Genomic DNA, 19329 nt, shown 5'->3' on the forward strand with positions numbered 1-19329 from the left:
ATGACCTTCCTCCAGGGCGCCAAGCGGGTCGCCAACCGTCCTTTGCAGACTCTGGACAACCTCGGCGACCAGATGTCGTTCTACGGCCGCGCGTTGCTGTGGACGCCGAGGACGCTTCGCCGCTACATGAAAGAAGTCCTGCGGCTGCTGGCCGAGGTGAGCTTCGGTTCCGGCTCGCTCGCGGTCATCGGCGGCACGGTCGGCGTGATGGTCGGCTTGACGCTGTTCACCGGTGTCCTCGTCGGCCTTCAGGGTTATTCGGCGCTGAACTCGATCGGCACTTCGGCCTTCACCGGCTTCCTGACCGCGTTCTTCAACACGCGTGAGATCGCCCCGCTGGTCGCCGGCCTCGCGCTTTCGGCGACGGTCGGCGCGGGTTTCACCGCCCAGCTGGGCGCGATGCGGATCTCGGAGGAGATCGACGCGCTCGAGGTCATGGGCGTCCCGAGCCTGCCGTATCTGGTGACCACGCGGATCATCGCCGGTTTCGTCGCGGTCATCCCGCTGTACGTCATCGGCCTGCTGAGTTCGTATCTCGCGTCCCGGTTGGTCGTTATCTACATCTACAACCAGTCCGCGGGTACCTACGACCATTACTTCGATCTGTTCCTACCACCACAGGATGTGCTGTATTCGTTCATCAAGGTGCTGTTGTTCAGCGTCTTGATCATCCTGTCGCATTGTTATTTCGGTTACCGGGCCTCCGGTGGCCCCGCCGGTGTCGGCGTGGCGGTCGGTAAGGCGGTCCGGCTGAGCATCGTCACGGTGTCCATCATGAACTTCTTCATCGGTTTCGCGATCTGGGGAACCGACGTCACGGTGAGGATCGCAGGATGATCGCGACAGTCCGGCGCAGGCTTCTCGGTCTGTTGCTCGTCGCCGTGCTCATCGGTGGAGTGGTGCTGAGCATCGCGCTGTACCAGCGGGCGTTCACGCCCGTGGTGAGCGTGAAGCTCCAGTCGGGCAGCATCGGGAACCAGTTGCTGAAGCAGTCCGACGTGAAGGTCCGCGGCCTCATCGTCGGTTCGGTGAAGGAGATCGCCGCGACCCCGGACGGCGCCGAACTCACGCTCGCGCTGAATCCGGAGTCGGCGAAACTGATCCCTCAGAACGTTTCCGCGCGATTCCTGCCGAAGACGTTGTTCGGTGAGCGTTTCGTTTCACTGGAGATCCCGGACGTGCCTTCGTCGAAGACGATCGCCGAGGGCGACGTGATCACCCAGGACCGCACGTCCGGCGCTGTCGAGCTGGAGCAGGCGTTCGCGCATCTGATGCCGGTCTTGCAGGCCGTCCAGCCGCAGAAACTGTCGAGCACGCTTTCGGCGATCTCCACCGCGCTCAACGGCCGCGGTGACCAGCTCGGCGACACCCTCGCGCAGCTCGGCAGCTACGTCGGGGAGCTGAACCCGCACGAGCCCAAGCTCCAGCAGAACCTCAAGGAACTCGCGAAGTTCTCGGACAACCTCAACGCCGTCGCTCCGGATCTGGTGCAGACCTTGGACAACCTGAGCACCACCACCCGCACCGTGGTGGACCAGAAGATGAACCTCGCGAACCTTTACGGCAGCGTCACCCAGGCTTCGGTCGATCTCCAGACGTTCCTGCAGAACAACGCCGACAACCTGATCCGGCTCGCCGACACGGCCCGCCCGACGGCGGAGCTGCTGGCGAAGTACGCGCCGGAATACCCGTGCGTGATCGGGCAGATGGCGGCGAACCTGCCGAAGATCGACAAGGCCCTCGGCAAGGGCACCGACCGGCCGGGCCTGCACGCGACCATCGAGGTCACCGTCAACCGCGGGCCGTACCTGCCGGGTAAGGACGAGCCGCGGTTCGAGGACAAACGCGGCCCGCGCTGTTACGACCTGAAGCAGTTCCCGGACCCGTTCCCGCAGTACCCGCCGGACGGCCCGATCAAGGACGGCAGCACGGCCAAGCCGCCGGCGAGGTCGGCGAACGACGGCCTCTCGCCGTCGAACGGCTTCGCGAACTACGGCGGCTACAACGGCAACGGCGGCGGGGCGCCCGGCGGTAGCCCGTCCTACAGCGCGTCCGAATCGGACTTCCTCGCGCAGCTGGTCGCCCCGCAGGTCGGCATGTCCGCTTCGGACGTGCCCGGCTGGGGCTCGCTGCTCGTCGGTCCGCTCTACAGGGGAGCGGAGGTGCACGTCCAGTGACTGGAACGGTAGTTGCGCCCCTGCACGAGAAGGTGATCGAGGCGCGCGCGCTCCGGCCGAAGGCCTCGCTATCGCGGAGGCGGGCCGCCTTCACCGCGCGACCGCCTGTCATGGCTGGTAGCCGCGGCCTGGCTACGCGATCGCGATCGCGCGCGGACGGGGGGAAGGCATGAGGGGATTGCTCGCTCCGCTGATCAAGCTCTGCGCCTTCATCGTCGTGACCGTGCTGTTCACGACGATCCTCGGGATCAGCATCGCCAACGTGAACACCACCAGCACCAACGCCTACAAGGCACGGTTCAGCGACGCGACCCTGTTGCTGCCCAACGACGACGTCCGCATCGCCGGCGTCAGGGTGGGGCAGGTCAAGGACGTCCGCATCGTCGACCGGCGCCAGGCCGAGGTCGAGTTCGAGGTCGACGCCGGCCGCAAGCTGCCCGCCGGGGTCACCGCGCAGATCAAGTTCCGGAACCTGGTCGGCCAGCGCTACGTCTCGCTCGGCCAGGGCACCGACTCTTCCGGGAAGAACCTGGAGCCCGGCGGCAACATCCCGCTGGAGCGGACCACCCCCGCGCTCGACCTGACGCAGCTGTTCAACGGGTTCAAGCCGCTGTTCACCGCGCTCAACCCGGACGACATCAACAAGCTGTCCTACGAGGTCATCCAGGTCCTGCAGGGTGAGGGCGGCACGATCGAAAGCCTCCTGAAGCACACCGCCTCGCTGGCCACCACGATCTCCGACAAGGACAAGGTGATCGGCGAGGTCATCGACAACCTGAACTCGGTGCTCGACACGGTCAACGCGCACACCCCGCAGCTGAACGACCTGATCGTCAAACTGCAGCAGCTGGTCTCCGGGCTGGCCGCGGACCGCGAGCCGATCGGCGACGCCATCGAGTCGCTCGGCACCCTCGCCCAGACCACGTCCGGTCTGCTCGGGGAAGCCCGTGAGCCGCTGAAGCAGGACATCGCCGCGCTCGGCACGCTGACGAAGAACCTCAACGACAGCCAGCCGATCGTCGAGCACTTCATCCAGTTCCTGCCGCAGAAGGTGACGGCGCTGACCCGCACGGCCGACTATGGCTCCTGGTTCAACTTCTTCGCTTGTGAGATGACGGGAGCCGTCGCCCTGCCTCCGCTGATCAACGAACCGATCAACCTGCCGCTGCTGCCGGTGAACCGGGCGAGGTGCACGGCATGAAGTCGTTCCAGAAACGCAATCCGATCCCGATCGCGCTGGTCGGCATCTCGGTGCTGCTGCTCGGTTTCCTCGCCGCCCTCAACTCCGAAGACCTGCCGGTCATCGGTGGCGGGACGACCTACAGCGCGGACTTCAGCGAGACTTCCGGCCTGCAGGAGGACAACGACGTCCGGGTCGCCGGGGTGAAGGTCGGCAAGGTCTCCGAGATCAAGCTCGACGGGGACAAGGTCCGGATCTCGTTCAAGGTCAAGGACGCCTGGCTCGGCGACAAGACCAGCGCGGCGATCAAGATCAAGACCGTGCTCGGCCAGAAGTACCTGGCGCTCGACCCGCAGGGGCAGCGCACGCTCGACCCGAGCACGACCATCCCGCGCGAGCGCACGGCGTCGCCGTTCGACGTCCTCGACGCTTTCCGCGGGCTTTCGCAAACCGTCGACGACATCGACACGACGCAGCTGGCGAAGAGCTTCGACGTCATCACCGAGACCTTCTCCGACACCCCGGCCGACGTGAAGGGCGCTCTGAACGGCCTTTCCCGGCTCTCGGACACCATCGCCAAGCGTGACTCGCAGCTGTCGAGCCTGCTCGCGAACACGCGGCAGGTCTCGCAGACGCTCGTCGACCGCGACGCCGAGTTCCAGAAGCTCCTGGCCGACGGCAACAAGCTGCTCGGCGAGGTGGCCAAGCGCAAGGACGCGATCTCCGCGCTGCTGGACGGCTCGCGCAACCTCGCCACCCAGCTCAAGGGCCTTGTCGACGACAACGACGCGCAGCTCGACCCGGTGCTCACCCAGCTCGACCAGCTGACCTCGATGCTCCAGCGCAACCAGGACGCCCTCGGCCAGGGCATCGCGCGGTTCGCGCCGTTCATCCGGGTGTTCACGAACACGATCGGCAACGGCCGCTGGTTCGACAACTACATCTGCGGACTGGTCCTGCCGTCGTTCGGCCCGATCAACGACAAGGGGTGCTACGAGAAATGAGTACCCGTCTCTCAGCCGGTCTCGCGCGGGGCTTCACCATCGCGATCGTGCTCGCGCTGGTCGTCGCCGGCGCGCTGTGGTGGACGCTCAAGGACGCCGGCCGCAACCACGTGACCGCGTACTTCGCCGGCACGGTCGGCCTCTACGAAGGCAACAGCGTCCGCATGCTCGGCGTCGACATGGGCACGGTCACCAAGATCCAGCCGATGGGCAACCAGGTCCGCGTCGAACTCGAGTACGACCGTTCAGTGGCCGTGCCCGCGGACGCGAAGGCGATCATCGTGTCGCCGTCGCTGGTCAGCGACCGCTACGTGCAGCTCGCCCCGGCCTACAAGGGCGGCCCGCGGATCGCCGACGGCGCCGTCATCGGCCTCGACCGCACCGAGGTCCCGCTGGAGGTCGACGAGCTCGCCGCGAGCCTGTCCCGGGTCAGCAAGTCGCTCGGGCCCAACGGCGCCAACAAGAACGGTTCGCTGTCGAACCTGCTCGACACCGCCGCGAAGAACTTCGACGGCAACGGGCAGGCACTGCACGACACGATCACGAAACTCGGCCAGGCCGCGGGCACGTTGTCCGGCAACAAGGACGACCTGTTCAAGACCGTCGAGAACCTCGGCTCCTTCTCGCAGACGCTGGTGAACAGCGACAAGCAGGTCCGCGACTTCGAGCGGCAGCTCGCCGACGTCAGCGGATTCCTCGCGGGGGAGCGGGAAAACCTTTCGGCCACGGTGAAGCAGCTGTCCGACACGCTCACCGCGGTGCAGGCGTTCATCGAGAAGAACCGCGACCGGCTCAAGTCCAATGTGGACAAGCTGGCCAGTGTGACCAAGGTGCTCGTGGACCAGCGCGGCGCGCTCGCCGAGATCCTCGACATCGCCCCGGTCGGCCTCGGGAACCTGGTCAACACCTACAACGCCTCGTCGGGCACGCTCGACGCGCGGGCCAACCTCAACGAGCTCACCCAGCCGCCGCTGGTGATGGTGTGCAACCTGCTCAAGCAGACCCCGGACGCGCTCGACGCACTGGGCGACGCGTGCAAGGGAGTCGCCGGACTGGTCGACGGGCTGGTGCCGTTGCCGTCGATCGCGCAGGTGATCCAGTCCTCGCAGGCGGGCCAGCTGCCGCCACTTCCGCTGCCGATCGCCGGGCAGCTCTACGGAACGGCGGCGAAGTGATGAAGAAGTCTCTCGCTCTTTTCGCTTCGGGAACCGTCGCCGCGCTCACGCTGAGCGGCTGCGGATTCAACGGGATCTACGACGTCCCGCTGCCCGGCGGCGCCGAACTCGGCGACCACCCGTACACGGTCAAGGTGCAGTTCCGGGACGTCCTCGACCTGACGCCGCAAGCCGGGGTGAAGGTCAACGAGGTCGCCATCGGCCGCGTCGAAGCGATCGGGCTGACCCAGGACGGCTGGAACGCCGAAGTCACCCTCCGGGTCAACGGCGACGTGAAGCTGCCGGCGAACGCGCTGGCCAACGTCAAACAGTCGAGCCTTCTCGGTGAGAAGTACGTCGAGCTGGCCGCGCCCGCCGACGGACAGGGCAAACTCGCCGACAACGCCGTGATCCCGCTGGCCCGCACGAACCGCAGCGTCGAGGTCGAGGAACTGCTCGGCGCGCTCTCGCTGCTGCTCAACGGCGGCGGGGTGGAACAACTCAACACCATCACCAAGGAACTCAACAACGCCACCACCGGCCGCTCGCCGGAGCTCAAGGCGCTGCTGAACAACGCCAACGAGCTGGTCACGAACCTGGACAAGCAGTCCGCGAACATCACGCGGGCACTCGACGGGCTGAACCGGCTCTCGCTCACGCTGAACGGCCAGAAGGACAAGCTGGTCGGCGCGGTCGACAACCTCGGCCCCGGCCTCGGCGTGCTGGAGCAGCAGCGCGGCCAGCTGGTGACCATGCTGAACGCGCTCAACCACCTTTCCGGGGTCGCCGTCGACACGGTGAACAAGAGCAAGGAAGACCTCGTCGCCGACCTCAAGGCGTTGCAGCCGACGCTGCAGAAGCTCGGCGAGGCGGGGGCGGATCTGCCCAAGGCGCTGGAGATCCTGTTGACCTTCCCGTTCAGCGACGCCGCCTACGACGGGGTCAAGGGCGACTACTTCAACCTGTTCGCGAAGATCGACCTGAACCTGAACGAGATCCTCAAGAACCTCGGCCGCAGCCGGGAAAACCCGCTCAAGGACGCCATCCCGGTGCCGGGGCTGACCGGCGGGACGGAGGGGCCCGGGGCGAATCCGCCGCTGCCGATCCCGGACAGCGTCGGAGGTGTCGCCGGTGGCCAGGCGGGCGCGCCGCAGGGTGGCGGGCAGCCGCAACAGACCGGACCCGCCGGGATCTTCGGCGTGCTGTCGGGAGGTGCCGGCTGATGCTGGTCCGTAGGACGAAGATCCAGCTGGTCGCGTTCGCGATCATCTCCGTGGTCGCCATCGTGTACGCGCTGATCCGGTTCGCCGGACTCGGCCAGGTCTTCGGCGACGAGGGCTACACGGTGAAGCTGCAGCTCAAGCAGTCCGGCGGCATCTTCCAGAACGCCGAGGTCACCTACCGGGGCTTCAACATCGGCAGGGTCGGCGAGCTGCGCCTCACCAAGACCGGGCTGGAAGCCGACCTCAACATCGCGCCGGACGCCCCGCAGGTGCCCGCCGATCTGGACGCCGTGGTCGCGAACCGGTCGGCGGTCGGCGAACAGTTCGTCGACCTGAAGCCGAAGAGCGACAAGGGACCGTTCCTGAACTCGGGTTCGGTCATCCCGGCCGACAAGGTCAAGACGCCGGTGCCCACCGAGCAGCTCATCGGCGACCTCGACAGCCTCGCGGCGTCGGTGCCGACCGACTCGCTGCGCAAGGTCGTCGACGAGTCGTACAACGCCTTCAACGGCACCGGCCCGGACCTGCAGCGGCTGCTCGACACCGCGCGGAGCTTCACCGCGACCGCGCAGGAGTACCTGCCGCAGACCATTCAGCTGCTGGAAAAGGGCGGGCAGGTCCTCGAGACGCAGAACGACATGGCGAGCTCCATGAAGTCGTTCAGCGCGGACCTCAACAAGCTCTCCGGCACGCTGAAGAACTCCGACGCGGACATCCGGAAGCTGATCGGGATCACCCCGCAGGTGGCGAACCAGATCAGCTCGGTGCTCGCCGAATCCGGCCCGGGGCTCGGCGCGCTGACGGCGAACCTGCTCACGACGTCGAACCTCCTGGTGACCCGGCTCGACGGGCTCGAACAGGGACTGGTGACGTACCCGATGCTGGCCGCGGGCGCGAACAGCGTCGCCAACGACGGCACCGCGCACCTGGGCCTGGCGCTCAACCTGTTCAACCCGCCTTCGTGCACCAAGGGCTACATCGGCCTCGACAAGTACCGCGAAGGCACCGACACGACGCCTCGCGCGCCGAAGGACGACGCCTACTGCGCCGAGCCGAAGGGCAGCCCGATCAACGTGCGCGGTTCGCAGAACGTGCCGTACAACGGGGTCCCGCAGATCCCGTCGCAGGGCGACGTCGCGGCGAACGCCGGCCGCTCGGCCGAGGAACTGGCCAGCCTGCGCGCGGCGCAGGGCATGCCGAGCGTCCTGCAGAGCCCGGGGGTAAGCCTGCCCACCCTCGGCACGCTGCTGGGCCTGCCCGGCTGAGCCCGAGACCGTATACCTACCCTGGAGTGTCATGAGTTCTTCTCGATCGCGGACCCTCGTCCTGGGGGCGGCGGCGTTCGCGCTGGCCGCCTTCGTCGCCGCGGCGATCTTCGGTGTCATGTGGGCCGTGGCCGCGTCGGACGACAACGCCGACCTGGCGCGCTCACGCGACGAAGTGGCCAAGGCGGGCGGCACCGCGATCAAGGCCTACACCGAGGTCGACTTCGAGAACCTCGACGAGTTCTTCAACCGCCAGAAGGCCGTCTCCGACGACAAGATGGCGGAGCAGCTGAAGCAGCTGGAACCGACCTATCGCAAGGCACTCGGTGACGCGAAGACCAAGGTCGTGACCACCATCCAGGACATCGCGGTCGAGGAACTCGACGACCACGAGGGCAAGGCGAGCTTCCTCGCCGCTATCTCCACCCAGGTCACCCAGGGCGACAAGGCGAGCTCGAAGGCGTTGCGCCTGGAGGTCTCGATGACCCGGGTCGGCGATGAGTGGAAGCTGTCCGGGATCGACAACGTGCCCCTCGTCGCGGCCGGTCAGTAAGAGCGTCACCTAGAACGGAGCCTCGTAGTGCCCCCCTCCCGCCGCCAGCCCCCTCGCAGCACTCCGCCGGTGCGCCGCCCCCGGGTGGCCGGTCTGCGACGGCCCGCAGCGTCTCCTGCTCCCGCCTCTCCGGAAGGCTCTGCTTCAGAGGTCGAGGTCGACGAAACGCCGGCGCCGGTCCGTCGCCCGTCGCCGCGGCCTGCGCCTAAGCCCGCACCTGAGCCTGAGCCTGAGGCCCTTGAGGCTGCTGAGGCTGAGGGGGCCGCTGTCGAGGCGCCTGAAGAGGCTGAAGTTCCCGAAGTTCCCGAAGACGAGGTTGTCGCGAAGCCGAGCCCGCGTGCGAAGGTCCGCGCGGCCGCCAAGGCGAAGCCGGACGACATCGAAGAGGCCGAGGCCGAGGTCGCTACCGAAGCCGATGAAGCGTCGGAGTCTGAAGAGGCTTTGGAGGCTGAAGAGTCGTCGGAGAGCGAGAAGAAGTCAGGCTCTCGTCAGCTGATTCTGGCGGGCGCGCTGGTCGTCGTCGGACTCCTGCTGGCCGCGACCGCCGTGCTCTTCAAGATCCAAGCCGACGAGGTGTCCAGCTCGACGAACAACACGGCGCTGCTGGACGTCGCGAAGACCGCGCAGGTCAAGGACCAGGTCGCGAAGGCGACCGAGGCGCTGTTCTCATACGACTACAACAACATCGCGAAGACCGAGACCGCGGCAGGCGATCTGCTGGTCAACGACGAGGTGCGGGCGAAGTACAACCTGCTGATGGGCGAGGTCAAGCGGCTGGCCCCGCAGCAGAAGATGGTCGTGACCTGCAAGGTCACCCGCAGCGCCGTCATCCGGCTGGAAGGCGACCGGGCCGACGTGATGGTGTTCGTCGACCAGAGCTCGACGCGGGCCGACACGAACAAGACCACCGCGGGAAGCGCGCAACTGCACTTGAACGCGGAACTGCAGGGCGACAAGTGGAAGATCACGGCGATGAACACCTACGCCGCTCCGCCCAACCCGGCCGCTTCCTCCGCGCCCGCCTCACCCCCCGCTTCCCCGGCCCCCTCCAAGTAGCGCGTCGCGTTTAGCCCGCTAAACGCGCTCCGACGCTACCGGCGCCCGACTGTCCGTGAAGGCCTCCTTGAGGGACCCAGAGTCCCTCAAGGAGGCCTTCACGGCTTTTCGCCAGGCCCCCTGACCCACTGACCTGCGTTTAGCGGCCTAAGTGCGATCTGGAGCCCGCCCTAGGTACCCAGCGCGGGCGTGCCGGGATCGCAGGTCCGTGAAGGACTCCTTCCCTACTCTGAGGGTAGGGAAGGGGCCCTTCACCTCATGCCGGGCTGAGGCAGCCCGAGCCGAGGCGGCCCCGCGCGTGAAGGCCCCCTTCCCTCGACTCAGCCGAGGGAACTCGGCCTTCACACCTTCCCGCAGTACATGAAGGGGTCCTTCATGTACTGGGGAGACCAGGCCTCACGCAAGAAGCGCCGCAGGTACCTAAGAGGAAGCTCGCCAGAACCCGAGTCGCCACTCACGCCAACCTCGCCTCCGCAGCCGCCCGAGACGCGTCGCGTTTAGCCCGCTGAACGCGATCCCCGCGCCCTTCCTGTGCGCCGCACCAGCCGACCCACCGGCCACAACCGCCACACGCCCCGAAACGTCCTGAGGAGCCCCGAACCACCCCCGCCCCGACCCGGTGACCCTCCGAGACGCCGCCCGGGCGGGATCGCGTTTAGCCCGCTAAACGCAGGTCGGCGCCCCAACGTCGTCACCTGCGCGTACCGGTCGGTAACCAGGATGATCGTCCTGTGAGACGCCTGCCGCGGAGCTTCTTCGACGCTGCGCCAACCGGCGGGACCACCGCGCGGCATCTTGACTCAGAGCCCCTGTGGGGTCACGCTTACTGGCAACGGTGAGAACCGGCGGTGCCCTTGCGGGAGGGACGGTCCGGGGAGGCCGAGGAGAGGCATACCTGAAGACGTTGCGAAGCAGGCTGGGCCCCATCAGGAGCGCCCCCTGGACAGACCGTGACGTTCGGGCTAGACTGCTTCTTTGCGCTGCCCTCTTTCAGGCTGCCCGGAGCCGGTAGTTAGGATAGTGGGCACACGGCACCCTTGACAGACCGCATCAGCTGTTGCTGACGCGGCTGCTCACCGCTCATTGTCCCCGGAAGGACGCATCTTGGCAGTCTCTCCCGCGAACCAGGCCACTGCTGCGACCACCTCGGCTGTATCTCGCTCGGAGTCCACGGGAATCCCGGGAGCCCCCAAGCGGGTCTCCTTCGCAAAGATTCGCGAGCCGCTCAGCACCCCGAACCTGCTCGACGTGCAGATCAGGTCCTTTGAATGGTTCACCGGCGACGAGGCGTGGTTCGAACGCCGCGTCGAAGAAGGTGAAGAAAACCCGGTCGGTGGCCTGGAAGAGGTCCTCAACGAGATCTCGCCGATCGAAGACTTCTCCGGATCCATGTCGCTGTCCTTCTCCGACCCGCGCTTCGACGAGGTCAAGGCCTCCGTCGAGGAGTGCAAGGACAAGGACATGACGTACGCGGCCCCGCTGTTCGTGACCGCCGAGTTCGTGAACAACAACACCGGCGAGATCAAGAGCCAGACGGTCTTCATGGGCGACTTCCCGGTGATGACCGACAAGGGCACCTTCGTCATCAACGGCACCGAGCGTGTCGTCGTGTCCCAGCTGGTCCGTTCGCCGGGTGTGTACTTCGACACCAGCGTCGACAAGACCACCGACAAGGACGTCTTCAACGTCCGCGTCATCCCGAGCCGGGGTGCCTGGCTCGAGTTCGATGTCGACAAGCGCGACACCGTCGGCGTCCGTATCGACCGCAAGCGCCGCCAGCCGGTGACCGTGCTGCTGAAGGCGCTGGGCTGGACCACCGAGGCGATCCGTGAGCGCTTCTCGTTCTCCGAGACGCTGCTCGCCACCCTTGAGAAGGACCACACCGCCGGCACCGACGAGGCGCTCCTCGACATCTACCGCAAGCTGCGCCCGGGCGAGCCCCCCACCAAGGAGAGCGCGCAGACGCTGCTGGAGAACCTGTTCTTCAAGCCGAAGCGCTACGACCTGGCCAAGGTCGGCCGGTACAAGGTCAACAAGAAGCTCGGCCTGACCACGCCGTACGACACCGGGACGCTGACCGAAGAGGACATCGTCTCGACGATCGAGTACCTGGTCCGCCTGCACGCGGGCGAGGACAAGGCGACCGTCGGCGACCAGGTCATCCCGGTCGAGACCGACGACATCGACCACTTCGGCAACCGTCGTCTCCGCACCGTCGGCGAGCTCATCCAGAACCAGATCCGCGTGGGTCTGTCCCGGATGGAGCGCGTCGTCCGCGAGCGGATGACCACGCAGGACGTCGAGGCGATCACGCCGCAGACCCTGATCAACATCCGTCCCGTCGTGGCGGCGATCAAGGAGTTCTTCGGTACTTCGCAGCTGTCGCAGTTCATGGACCAGAACAACCCGCTGTCGGGGCTGACGCACAAGCGTCGTCTGTCCGCCCTCGGCCCGGGTGGTCTGTCGCGTGAGCGCGCCGGCATGGAGGTCCGTGACGTCCACCCGTCGCACTACGGCCGCATGTGCCCGATCGAGACGCCGGAAGGCCCGAACATCGGCCTGATCGGTTCGCTCTGCTCGTACGCGCGGGTCAACCCGTTCGGTTTCATCGAGACCCCGTACCGCAAGGTCGTCGAGGGCCGCGTCACCGACCAGGTCGACTACCTCACCGCGGACGAGGAAGACCGGTTCGTGAAGGCGCAGGCCAACGCACCGATCTCGGAAGACGGCACCTTCGTCGAAGACCGCGTCCTGGTCCGTAAGAAGGGCGGCGAGGTCGAGCTGATCGACCCGCTGGACGTGGACTACATGGACGTCTCGCCGCGGCAGATGGTCTCGGTCGCGACGGCGATGATCCCGTTCCTCGAGCACGACGACGCGAACCGCGCGCTGATGGGCGCGAACATGCAGCGTCAGGCCGTGCCGCTGCTCCGCAACCAGGCGCCGTACGTCGGCACCGGTGTGGAGCTGCGCGCCGCGGTGGACGCCGGTGACGTGCTCGTCGCCGAGCAGTCCGGTGTCGTCGAGGAGCTCTCGGCCGACCTGATCACGATCATGCACGACGACGGCACGCGGAAGAGCTACGGACTGTACAAGTTCCGCCGCTCGAACCACGGCACCTGCTTCAACCACCGCCCGATCGTCAACGAGGGCGACCGGGTCGAGCAGGGTCAGGTCATCGCCGACGGCCCGTCCACCGAAAACGGTGAGATGGCGCTCGGCAAGAACCTGCTCGTCGCGGTCATGCCGTGGGAGGGCCACAACTACGAGGACGCGATCATCCTCTCGGAGCGCCTGGTGCAGGACGACGTGCTCACGTCGATCCACATCGAGGAGCACGAGATCGACGCCCGCGACACCAAGCTGGGCGCCGAGGAGATCACGCGGGACATCCCGAACGTCTCCGAAGAGGTCCTGGCCGACCTCGACGAGCGCGGCATCATCCGGATCGGTGCCGAGGTCCGCGACGGCGACATCCTGGTCGGCAAGGTCACGCCCAAGGGCGAGACCGAGCTGACCCCGGAAGAACGTCTGCTCCGCGCGATCTTCGGCGAGAAGGCCCGTGAGGTCCGCGACACCTCGCTGAAGGTGCCGCACGGTGAGACCGGCAAGGTCATCGGCATCCGCGTGTTCTCGCGCGAGGACGACGACGAGCTGCCCCCGGGCGTCAACGAACTGGTCCGCGTCTACGTGGCCCAGAAGCGGAAGATCCAGCCGGGCGACAAGCTCGCCGGCCGCCACGGGAACAAGGGTGTCATCGGCAAGATCCTCCCCGCCGAGGACATGCCGTTCATGGAGGACGGCACGCCCGTCGACATCATCCTGAACACCCACGGTGTCCCGCGTCGTATGAACATCGGCCAGGTCCTGGAGCTTCACCTCGGCTGGCTGGCTTCGCAGGGTTGGAAGATCGAAGGCAACCCGGACTGGGCGAAGAACCTCAACGAGGAGCTCTACGACGTCGACCCCGGCACGAACACCGCCACCCCGGTGTTCGACGGTGCCAAGGAAGACGAGCTGACCGGTCTGCTCGGCGCCACCAAGCCGAACCGCGACGGTGAGCGCATGGTCAAGCAGAACGGCAAGGCCACGCTGCTGGACGGCCGCTCCGGCGAGCCGTACCCGTACCCGGTCGCCGTCGGCTACATGTACATCCTGAAGCTGCACCACCTTGTCGACGACAAGATCCACGCCCGGTCCACCGGTCCGTACTCGATGATCACGCAGCAGCCGCTGGGTGGTAAGGCGCAGTTCGGTGGTCAGCGCTTCGGTGAGATGGAGTGCTGGGCGATGCAGGCGTACGGCGCCGCATACACCCTGCAGGAGCTCCTGACCATCAAGTCGGACGACGTGGTCGGCCGCGTGAAGGTGTACGAGGCCATCGTCAAGGGGGAGAACATCCCCGAGCCGGGTATCCCCGAGTCGTTCAAGGTGCTCCTGAAGGAGCTCCAGTCGCTCTGCCTCAACGTCGAGGTGCTGTCGAGCGACGGCGCCGCGATCGAGATGCGCGACTCCGACGACGAAGACCTCGAGCGCGCCGCGGCCAACCTCGGCATCAACCTGTCCCGCAACGAGTCGCCCTCGGTGGACGACGTCGTGCACTGACGGCTGTCCGAGGCGGGGCCTGCCTCCCGTGGGCCCCGCCTCGACCGCCAACCCCTCTAGTCGACTCAACCCCAAGGGGATGCAAAGACGTGCTGGACGTCAACTTCTTCGATGAGCTCCGCATCGGCCTCGCGACCGCCGACGACATCCGTCAGTGGTCCTTCGGTGAGGTCAAGAAGCCGGAGACCATCAACTACCGGACGCTCAAGCCCGAGAAGGACGGCCTCTTCTGCGAGAAGATCTTCGGCCCGACCCGGGACTGGGAGTGCTACTGCGGTAAGTACAAGCGGGTCCGCTTCAAGGGCATCATCTGCGAGCGCTGTGGCGTCGAGGTCACCCGCGCCAAGGTGCGCCGTGAGCGGATGGGCCACATCGAGCTGGCCGCCCCCGTCACCCACATCTGGTACTTCAAGGGTGTTCCCTCCCGCCTGGGCTACCTGCTCGACCTGGCGCCGAAGGACCTCGAGAAGATCATCTACTTCGCGGCCTACGTGATCACCGGTGTGAACACCGAGCTGCGGCACAACGACCTGCCGACCCTCGAGAACGAGATCGGCGTCGAGCGCAAGAACCTCGAGACCAAGCGTGACGCGGACATCGAGGCACGGGCGCAGAAGCTGGAAGCCGACCTGGCCGAGCTGGAGGCGGAGGGCGCCAAGTCCGACGTCCGCCGCAAGGTCAAGGAAGGCGGCGAGCGCGAGATGCGTCAGCTGCGTGACCGCGCCGGTCGCGAGCTGGACCGTCTCGAGGAGGTCTGGACGACCTTCACCAAGCTCGACGTGCGTCAGCTGATCGCCGACGAGCTGCTCTACCGCGAGCTCGTCGACCGCTACGGCGAGTACTTCACCGGCGGCATGGGCGCGGAGGCCATCCAGAAGCTGGCCACCGAGTTCGACGTCGCGGCCGAGGCCGACAACCTGCGCGACACCATCCGCAACGGCAAGGGGCAGAAGAAGCTCCGCGCGCTGAAGCGGCTCAAGGTCGTCGCGGCCTTCCAGGCCACCGGCAACGACCCGCGCGGCATGGTGCTCGACGCCGTCCCGGTGATCCCGCCGGACCTGCGCCCGATGGTCCAGCTCGACGGTGGCCGGTTCGCCACCTCCGACCTGAACGACCTCTACCGCCGGGTCATCAACCGGAACAACCGGTTGAAGCGGCTGATCGACCTCGGCGCGCCCGAGATCATCGTCAACAACGAGAAGCGGATGCTGCAGGAGGCCGTCGACGCGCTGTTCGACAACGGCCGCCGCGGCCGCCCGGTCACCGGTCCCGGTAACCGCCCGCTGAAGTCGCTGTCCGACCTGCTCAAGGGCAAGCAGGGCCGGTTCCGTCAGAACCTGCTCGGCAAGCGTGTCGACTACTCGGGCCGTTCGGTCATCATCGTCGGTCCGCAGCTGAAGCTGCACCAGTGCGGTCTGCCGAAGGACATGGCGCTCGAGCTGTTCAAGCCGTTCGTCATGAAGCGGCTGGTCGACCTGAACCACGCGCAGAACATCAAGTCCGCCAAGCGGATGGTGGAGCGCTCGCGGCCGCAGGTGTGGGACGTGCTCGAAGAGGTCATCACCGGCCACCCGGTGATGCTGAACCGTGCGCCGACCCTGCACCGTCTCGGTATCCAGGCCTTCGAGCCGCAGCTGGTCGAAGGCAAGGCCATCCAGCTGCACCCGCTGGTCTGTGAAGCGTTCAACGCGGACTTCGACGGTGACCAGATGGCCGTGCACCTCCCGCTTTCCGCGGAGGCGCAGGCCGAGGCCCGCATCCTGATGCTGTCGGCGAACAACATCCTTTCGCCGGCGTCGGGCCGCCCGCTCGCCATGCCGCGTCTGGACATGGTGACCGGTCTGTTCCACCTGACCCGCCTCACCGAGAACGCCGAGGGTGCCGGCAACGCGTACTCCTCGCCCGCCGAAGCGATCATGGCGTACGACCTCAAGGCGCTGAGCCTGCACGCCCCGGTCAAGATCCGCATCGTCGACCGTCAGCCCGCCAAGGCCGACGAAGCGGCGCTCGCGGAGAAGGGCTGGGAGCCGGGCAAGGCCTGGCTGGCCGAGACCACCCTGGGCCGCGTGCTGTTCAACGAGCTGCTGCCGGCGGACTACCCGTTCATCAACGAGCCGATGCCGAAGAAGCGTCAGGCCCTGATCGTGAACGACCTCGCCGAGCGCTACTCGATGACGCAGGTCGCGCAGACCCTGGACCGCCTGAAGGACGCCGGTTTCTACTGGGCGACCCGTTCGGGTGTCACGGTCGCGATCTCCGACGTCCTCGTCCCGACCGGCAAGAAGGCCATTCTGGACGAGTACGAAGGCAAGGCCGACCAGGTCGAGAAGCGGTACCAGCGTGGTCAGCTGTCGCACGCCGAGCGCAACAACGAGCTCGTCAAGGTGTGGACGCAGGCCACCGAAGAGGTCCACAAGATCATGGAGACGGCGCTGCCGGACGACAACCCGATCGCGATGATCGTGAAGTCGGGCGCGGCGGGCAACATGACGCAGGTCCGGTCGCTGGCCGGTATGCGTGGTCTGGTGTCGAACCCGAAGGGTGAGTACATCCCGCGTCCGATCAAGGCCAACTTCCGTGAAGGCCTGTCGGTGGCGGAGTACTTCATCGCGACGCACGGTGCCCGTAAGGGTCTGGCGGACACGGCGCTCCGTACCGCCGACTCGGGTTACCTGACCCGTCGTCTGGTGGACGTGTCGCAGGACGTCATCGTCCGCGAGGTCGACTGTGGCACCACCCGCGGCATCAACATGCCGATCGGTGAGGACATCGGCGACGGCAAGGTCCTGCGCGACCAGCACGTCGAGACCAGCGTGTACGCGCGGAACCTGGCGACCGACGCGGTCGACGCCAAGGGCAACGTCGTGCTCAACGCCGGTGACGACATCGGTGACCCGGCGATCGACAAGCTCATTTCGAGCGGGATCGCCAAGGTCAAGGTGCGTTCGGTGCTGACCTGCGAGTCGGCCGTCGGTATCTGCGCCACCTGCTACGGCCGGTCCATGGCGACCGGTCAGCTCGTCGACGTCGGCGAGGCCGTGGGTATCGTCGCGGCCCAGTCGATCGGTGAGCCGGGTACGCAGCTGACGATGCGTACGTTCCACCAGGGTGGTGTCGCCGGTGACGACATCACGACCGGTCTGCCCCGTGTCCAGGAGCTGTTCGAGGCCCGGGTCCCGAAGGGCAAGGCGCCGATCGCCGACGTCGATGGCCGTGTGCGCATCGAGGAGAGCGAGCGGTTCTGGAAGATCACGCTGATCCCGGACGACGGCAGCGAAGAGATCGTCTTCGACAAGCTGTCCAAGCGTCAGCGGCTCGCGAACACCCCGAACGGCCCGCTGGGCGACGGTGACCGCGTCAACGTCGGTCAGCAGCTGCTCGAAGGTACGCCGGACCCGCACGAGGTTCTGCGGGTCATGGGGCCGCGCGAGGCGCAGATGCACCTGGTGGACGAGGTCCAGAAGGTGTACCGGGCGCAGGGTGTGTCGATCCACGACAAGCACATCGAGGTCATCGTGCGGCAGATGCTGCGCCGCGTGACGATCATCGACTCCGGTGCCACGGACTTCCTCCCGGGCGAGCTGCCCGAGCGGACCAAGTTCGAGGCGAAGAACCGGGCGTCGGTCGCCGAAGGCGGCGAGCCCGCCTCGGGTCGCCCGGTGCTGATGGGGATCACGAAGGCCTCGCTGACCACGGACTCGTGGCTGTCGGCGGCCTCGTTCCAGGAGACCACGCGTGTCCTGACCGACGCGGCCATCAACGGCCGTTCGGACAAGCTCGTTGGCCTCAAGGAGAACGTGATCATCGGTAAGCTGATCCCGGCCGGTACCGGGATCAACAAGTACCGCAACATCCAGGTGCAGCCGACCGAGGAGGCGCGGGTCGCCGCTTACGCGATCCCGTCCTACGACGACGGCTACTACACGCCGGATGTCTTCGGCTCCACTCCGGGTGCCGCGGTTCCGCTGGACGACTACGACTTCGGCCGCGACTTCCGCTGATCCACCCCGCTCCACCCGAAGCGCCCCTGGCTCCCGGCCAGGGGCGCTTCGCTTTGCCCGCCCGCTCCGCTCCTCCGGCCGGATCGCGTTTAGCCCGCTAAACGCGATCCGGCGCCGGGCGAGGGCGACTTGCGTTTAGTCCCCTAATCGCGATCTGCCCACGATTCCGCCCGACTTGCGTTTAGCCCCCTAATCGCGATCCGGCAGGGCGGAAGCGCAGGTCAGCGAGGATCGGGAGACGGGGAAGTCGAAGTAGGTGTCCGGGAACGGTTCCCCGTTGAACGTGTAGTGCCACCACTCCTCGGCGAGGTTCCGGAACCCTGCCGCCGCGAGCGTGTTCTTGAACAGTTGCCGGTTCGCGCGGGCCTCCCCGGGGATCCGCGGATCGTCGGTGTTCGAGAGCGTGTCGTACCCGGTGCCCATGTCGGCCGTGTTGTCCGGGAACCGGTCCGGCGCGAAGCAGGGCACGAGCGTCTCGCCCGGTCGATAGGGGCGCTGCGGCCGGGGCGGCAGTTCCACGATCGTCAGGTCCACCGTGCTCCCGCGGCTGTGCCCGGACTTCTCGCGATGTACCCGTCGGCGAACAGCCGGTCCTTCGCCACGTTCGGGTAGAACTCCGCCTTCATCTGCTCGTCCGAGAGGTCCTTGGCCCATCGGACGAAGTGGTCGACGGCGCGTTGCGGCCGGTAGCAGTCGTACACCTTGAGCGTGTAGCCCTGCCGCAGGAGTCGCCGTTGGGCCGCCCGCAATCCTTCCGCGGCCTGCCTGATCAGGAGGCACAGCGACTGCACGTATCCGTCGGTCTTCCGGCCAACGCCCGTCTGAACGTCTTCGACATGGCCATGTCCCAGCGCTCCAGTGAAGTCAGAGTTCCCGGGATTCCATAACGAAACCATAACGGGCCTGTGGTCGCCGGATTCGGGTTACTGGTCCGTTGTGACCTGCCGTAGTGCCGCCAGGTGGCCTAATTCCCAGTGCGCGGAAAACCGCCACCCGTTCGGCCCAATGGCCCATCCGCATCGTGGGAAATTCACCCGGCCGTGTCGTGTCCCATTCTTTGATCACGAGATTGACACTCCGACGGCTTCACACGAGTATTTCGCCCATGCAA

Annotated in this window: 13 protein-coding genes; 11 read left to right on the plus strand and 2 right to left on the minus strand. The window is 66.7% G+C overall.

Annotation, left to right across the window (positions count from 1 at the left end; all coding sequences use genetic code 11):
* From DL991_RS35950 to DL991_RS36000, 11 genes are all read left to right on the plus strand, one after another.
* Positions 1-837 carry an ABC transporter permease gene (locus DL991_RS35950; RefSeq protein WP_016331063.1) on the plus strand — a complete coding sequence of 279 codons (837 nt, stop codon included), beginning with the start codon at positions 1-3 and terminating at the stop codon, positions 835-837.
* Positions 834-2177: an MCE family protein gene (locus DL991_RS35955; RefSeq protein WP_125788797.1), complete on the plus strand. Its 1344-nt coding sequence runs from the start codon at positions 834-836 to the stop codon at positions 2175-2177. The genes DL991_RS35950 and DL991_RS35955 overlap by 4 nt, the downstream gene beginning before the upstream one ends.
* A gap of 169 nt (positions 2178-2346) precedes the next feature.
* Complete coding sequence (locus DL991_RS35960; RefSeq protein ID WP_125788798.1) at positions 2347-3378, plus strand: MCE family protein; 1032 nt, start codon at positions 2347-2349, stop codon at positions 3376-3378.
* Positions 3375-4361, plus strand: coding sequence for an MCE family protein (locus tag DL991_RS35965; RefSeq protein ID WP_125788799.1), 987 nt, complete (start codon positions 3375-3377; stop codon positions 4359-4361). The genes DL991_RS35960 and DL991_RS35965 overlap by 4 nt, the downstream gene beginning before the upstream one ends.
* Positions 4358-5536, plus strand: coding sequence for an MCE family protein (locus DL991_RS35970; protein ID WP_125788800.1), 1179 nt, complete (start codon positions 4358-4360; stop codon positions 5534-5536). The genes DL991_RS35965 and DL991_RS35970 overlap by 4 nt, the downstream gene beginning before the upstream one ends.
* A complete protein-coding gene (locus tag DL991_RS35975) occupies positions 5536-6738 on the plus strand; it encodes an MCE family protein (protein ID WP_125788801.1) in 1203 nt (400 codons plus the stop codon). The genes DL991_RS35970 and DL991_RS35975 overlap by 1 nt, the downstream gene beginning before the upstream one ends.
* Complete coding sequence (locus DL991_RS35980) at positions 6738-8003, plus strand: MCE family protein (RefSeq protein WP_125788802.1); 1266 nt, start codon at positions 6738-6740, stop codon at positions 8001-8003. The genes DL991_RS35975 and DL991_RS35980 overlap by 1 nt, the downstream gene beginning before the upstream one ends.
* Positions 8004-8034: 31 nt before the next feature.
* Positions 8035-8556: a hypothetical protein gene (locus DL991_RS35985; RefSeq protein WP_125788803.1), complete on the plus strand. Its 522-nt coding sequence runs from the start codon at positions 8035-8037 to the stop codon at positions 8554-8556.
* 84 nt (positions 8557-8640) lie between these two features.
* On the plus strand, positions 8641-9612 hold the full coding sequence (locus DL991_RS35990; RefSeq protein WP_125789064.1) for a hypothetical protein: 972 nt from the start codon (positions 8641-8643) through the stop codon (positions 9610-9612).
* Positions 9613-10716: 1104 nt separating this feature from the next.
* A complete protein-coding gene (locus DL991_RS35995; RefSeq protein ID WP_125788804.1) occupies positions 10717-14217 on the plus strand; it encodes a DNA-directed RNA polymerase subunit beta in 3501 nt (1166 codons plus the stop codon).
* Positions 14218-14306: 89 nt separating this feature from the next.
* A complete protein-coding gene (locus DL991_RS36000) occupies positions 14307-18218 on the plus strand; it encodes a DNA-directed RNA polymerase subunit beta' (RefSeq protein WP_125788805.1) in 3912 nt (1303 codons plus the stop codon).
* A gap of 189 nt (positions 18219-18407) precedes the next feature.
* On the opposite strand, the gene DL991_RS43605 is transcribed toward DL991_RS36000, so the two are convergent.
* Together DL991_RS43605 and DL991_RS43610 are read right to left on the minus strand one after the other, a co-directional pair.
* Positions 18408-18752 carry a M15 family metallopeptidase gene (locus tag DL991_RS43605; RefSeq protein WP_233599196.1) on the minus strand — a complete coding sequence of 115 codons (345 nt, stop codon included), beginning with the start codon at positions 18750-18752 and terminating at the stop codon, positions 18408-18410.
* A complete protein-coding gene (locus DL991_RS43610; protein ID WP_233599198.1) occupies positions 18743-19009 on the minus strand; it encodes a M15 family metallopeptidase in 267 nt (88 codons plus the stop codon). Before DL991_RS43610 ends, DL991_RS43605 begins: the two co-directional genes overlap by 10 nt.
* Positions 19010-19329 lie beyond the last annotated feature (320 nt).

Source organism: Amycolatopsis sp. WAC 01375, from assembly GCF_003947325.1.
Classification (GTDB): Bacteria; Actinomycetota; Actinomycetes; order Mycobacteriales; family Pseudonocardiaceae; genus Amycolatopsis.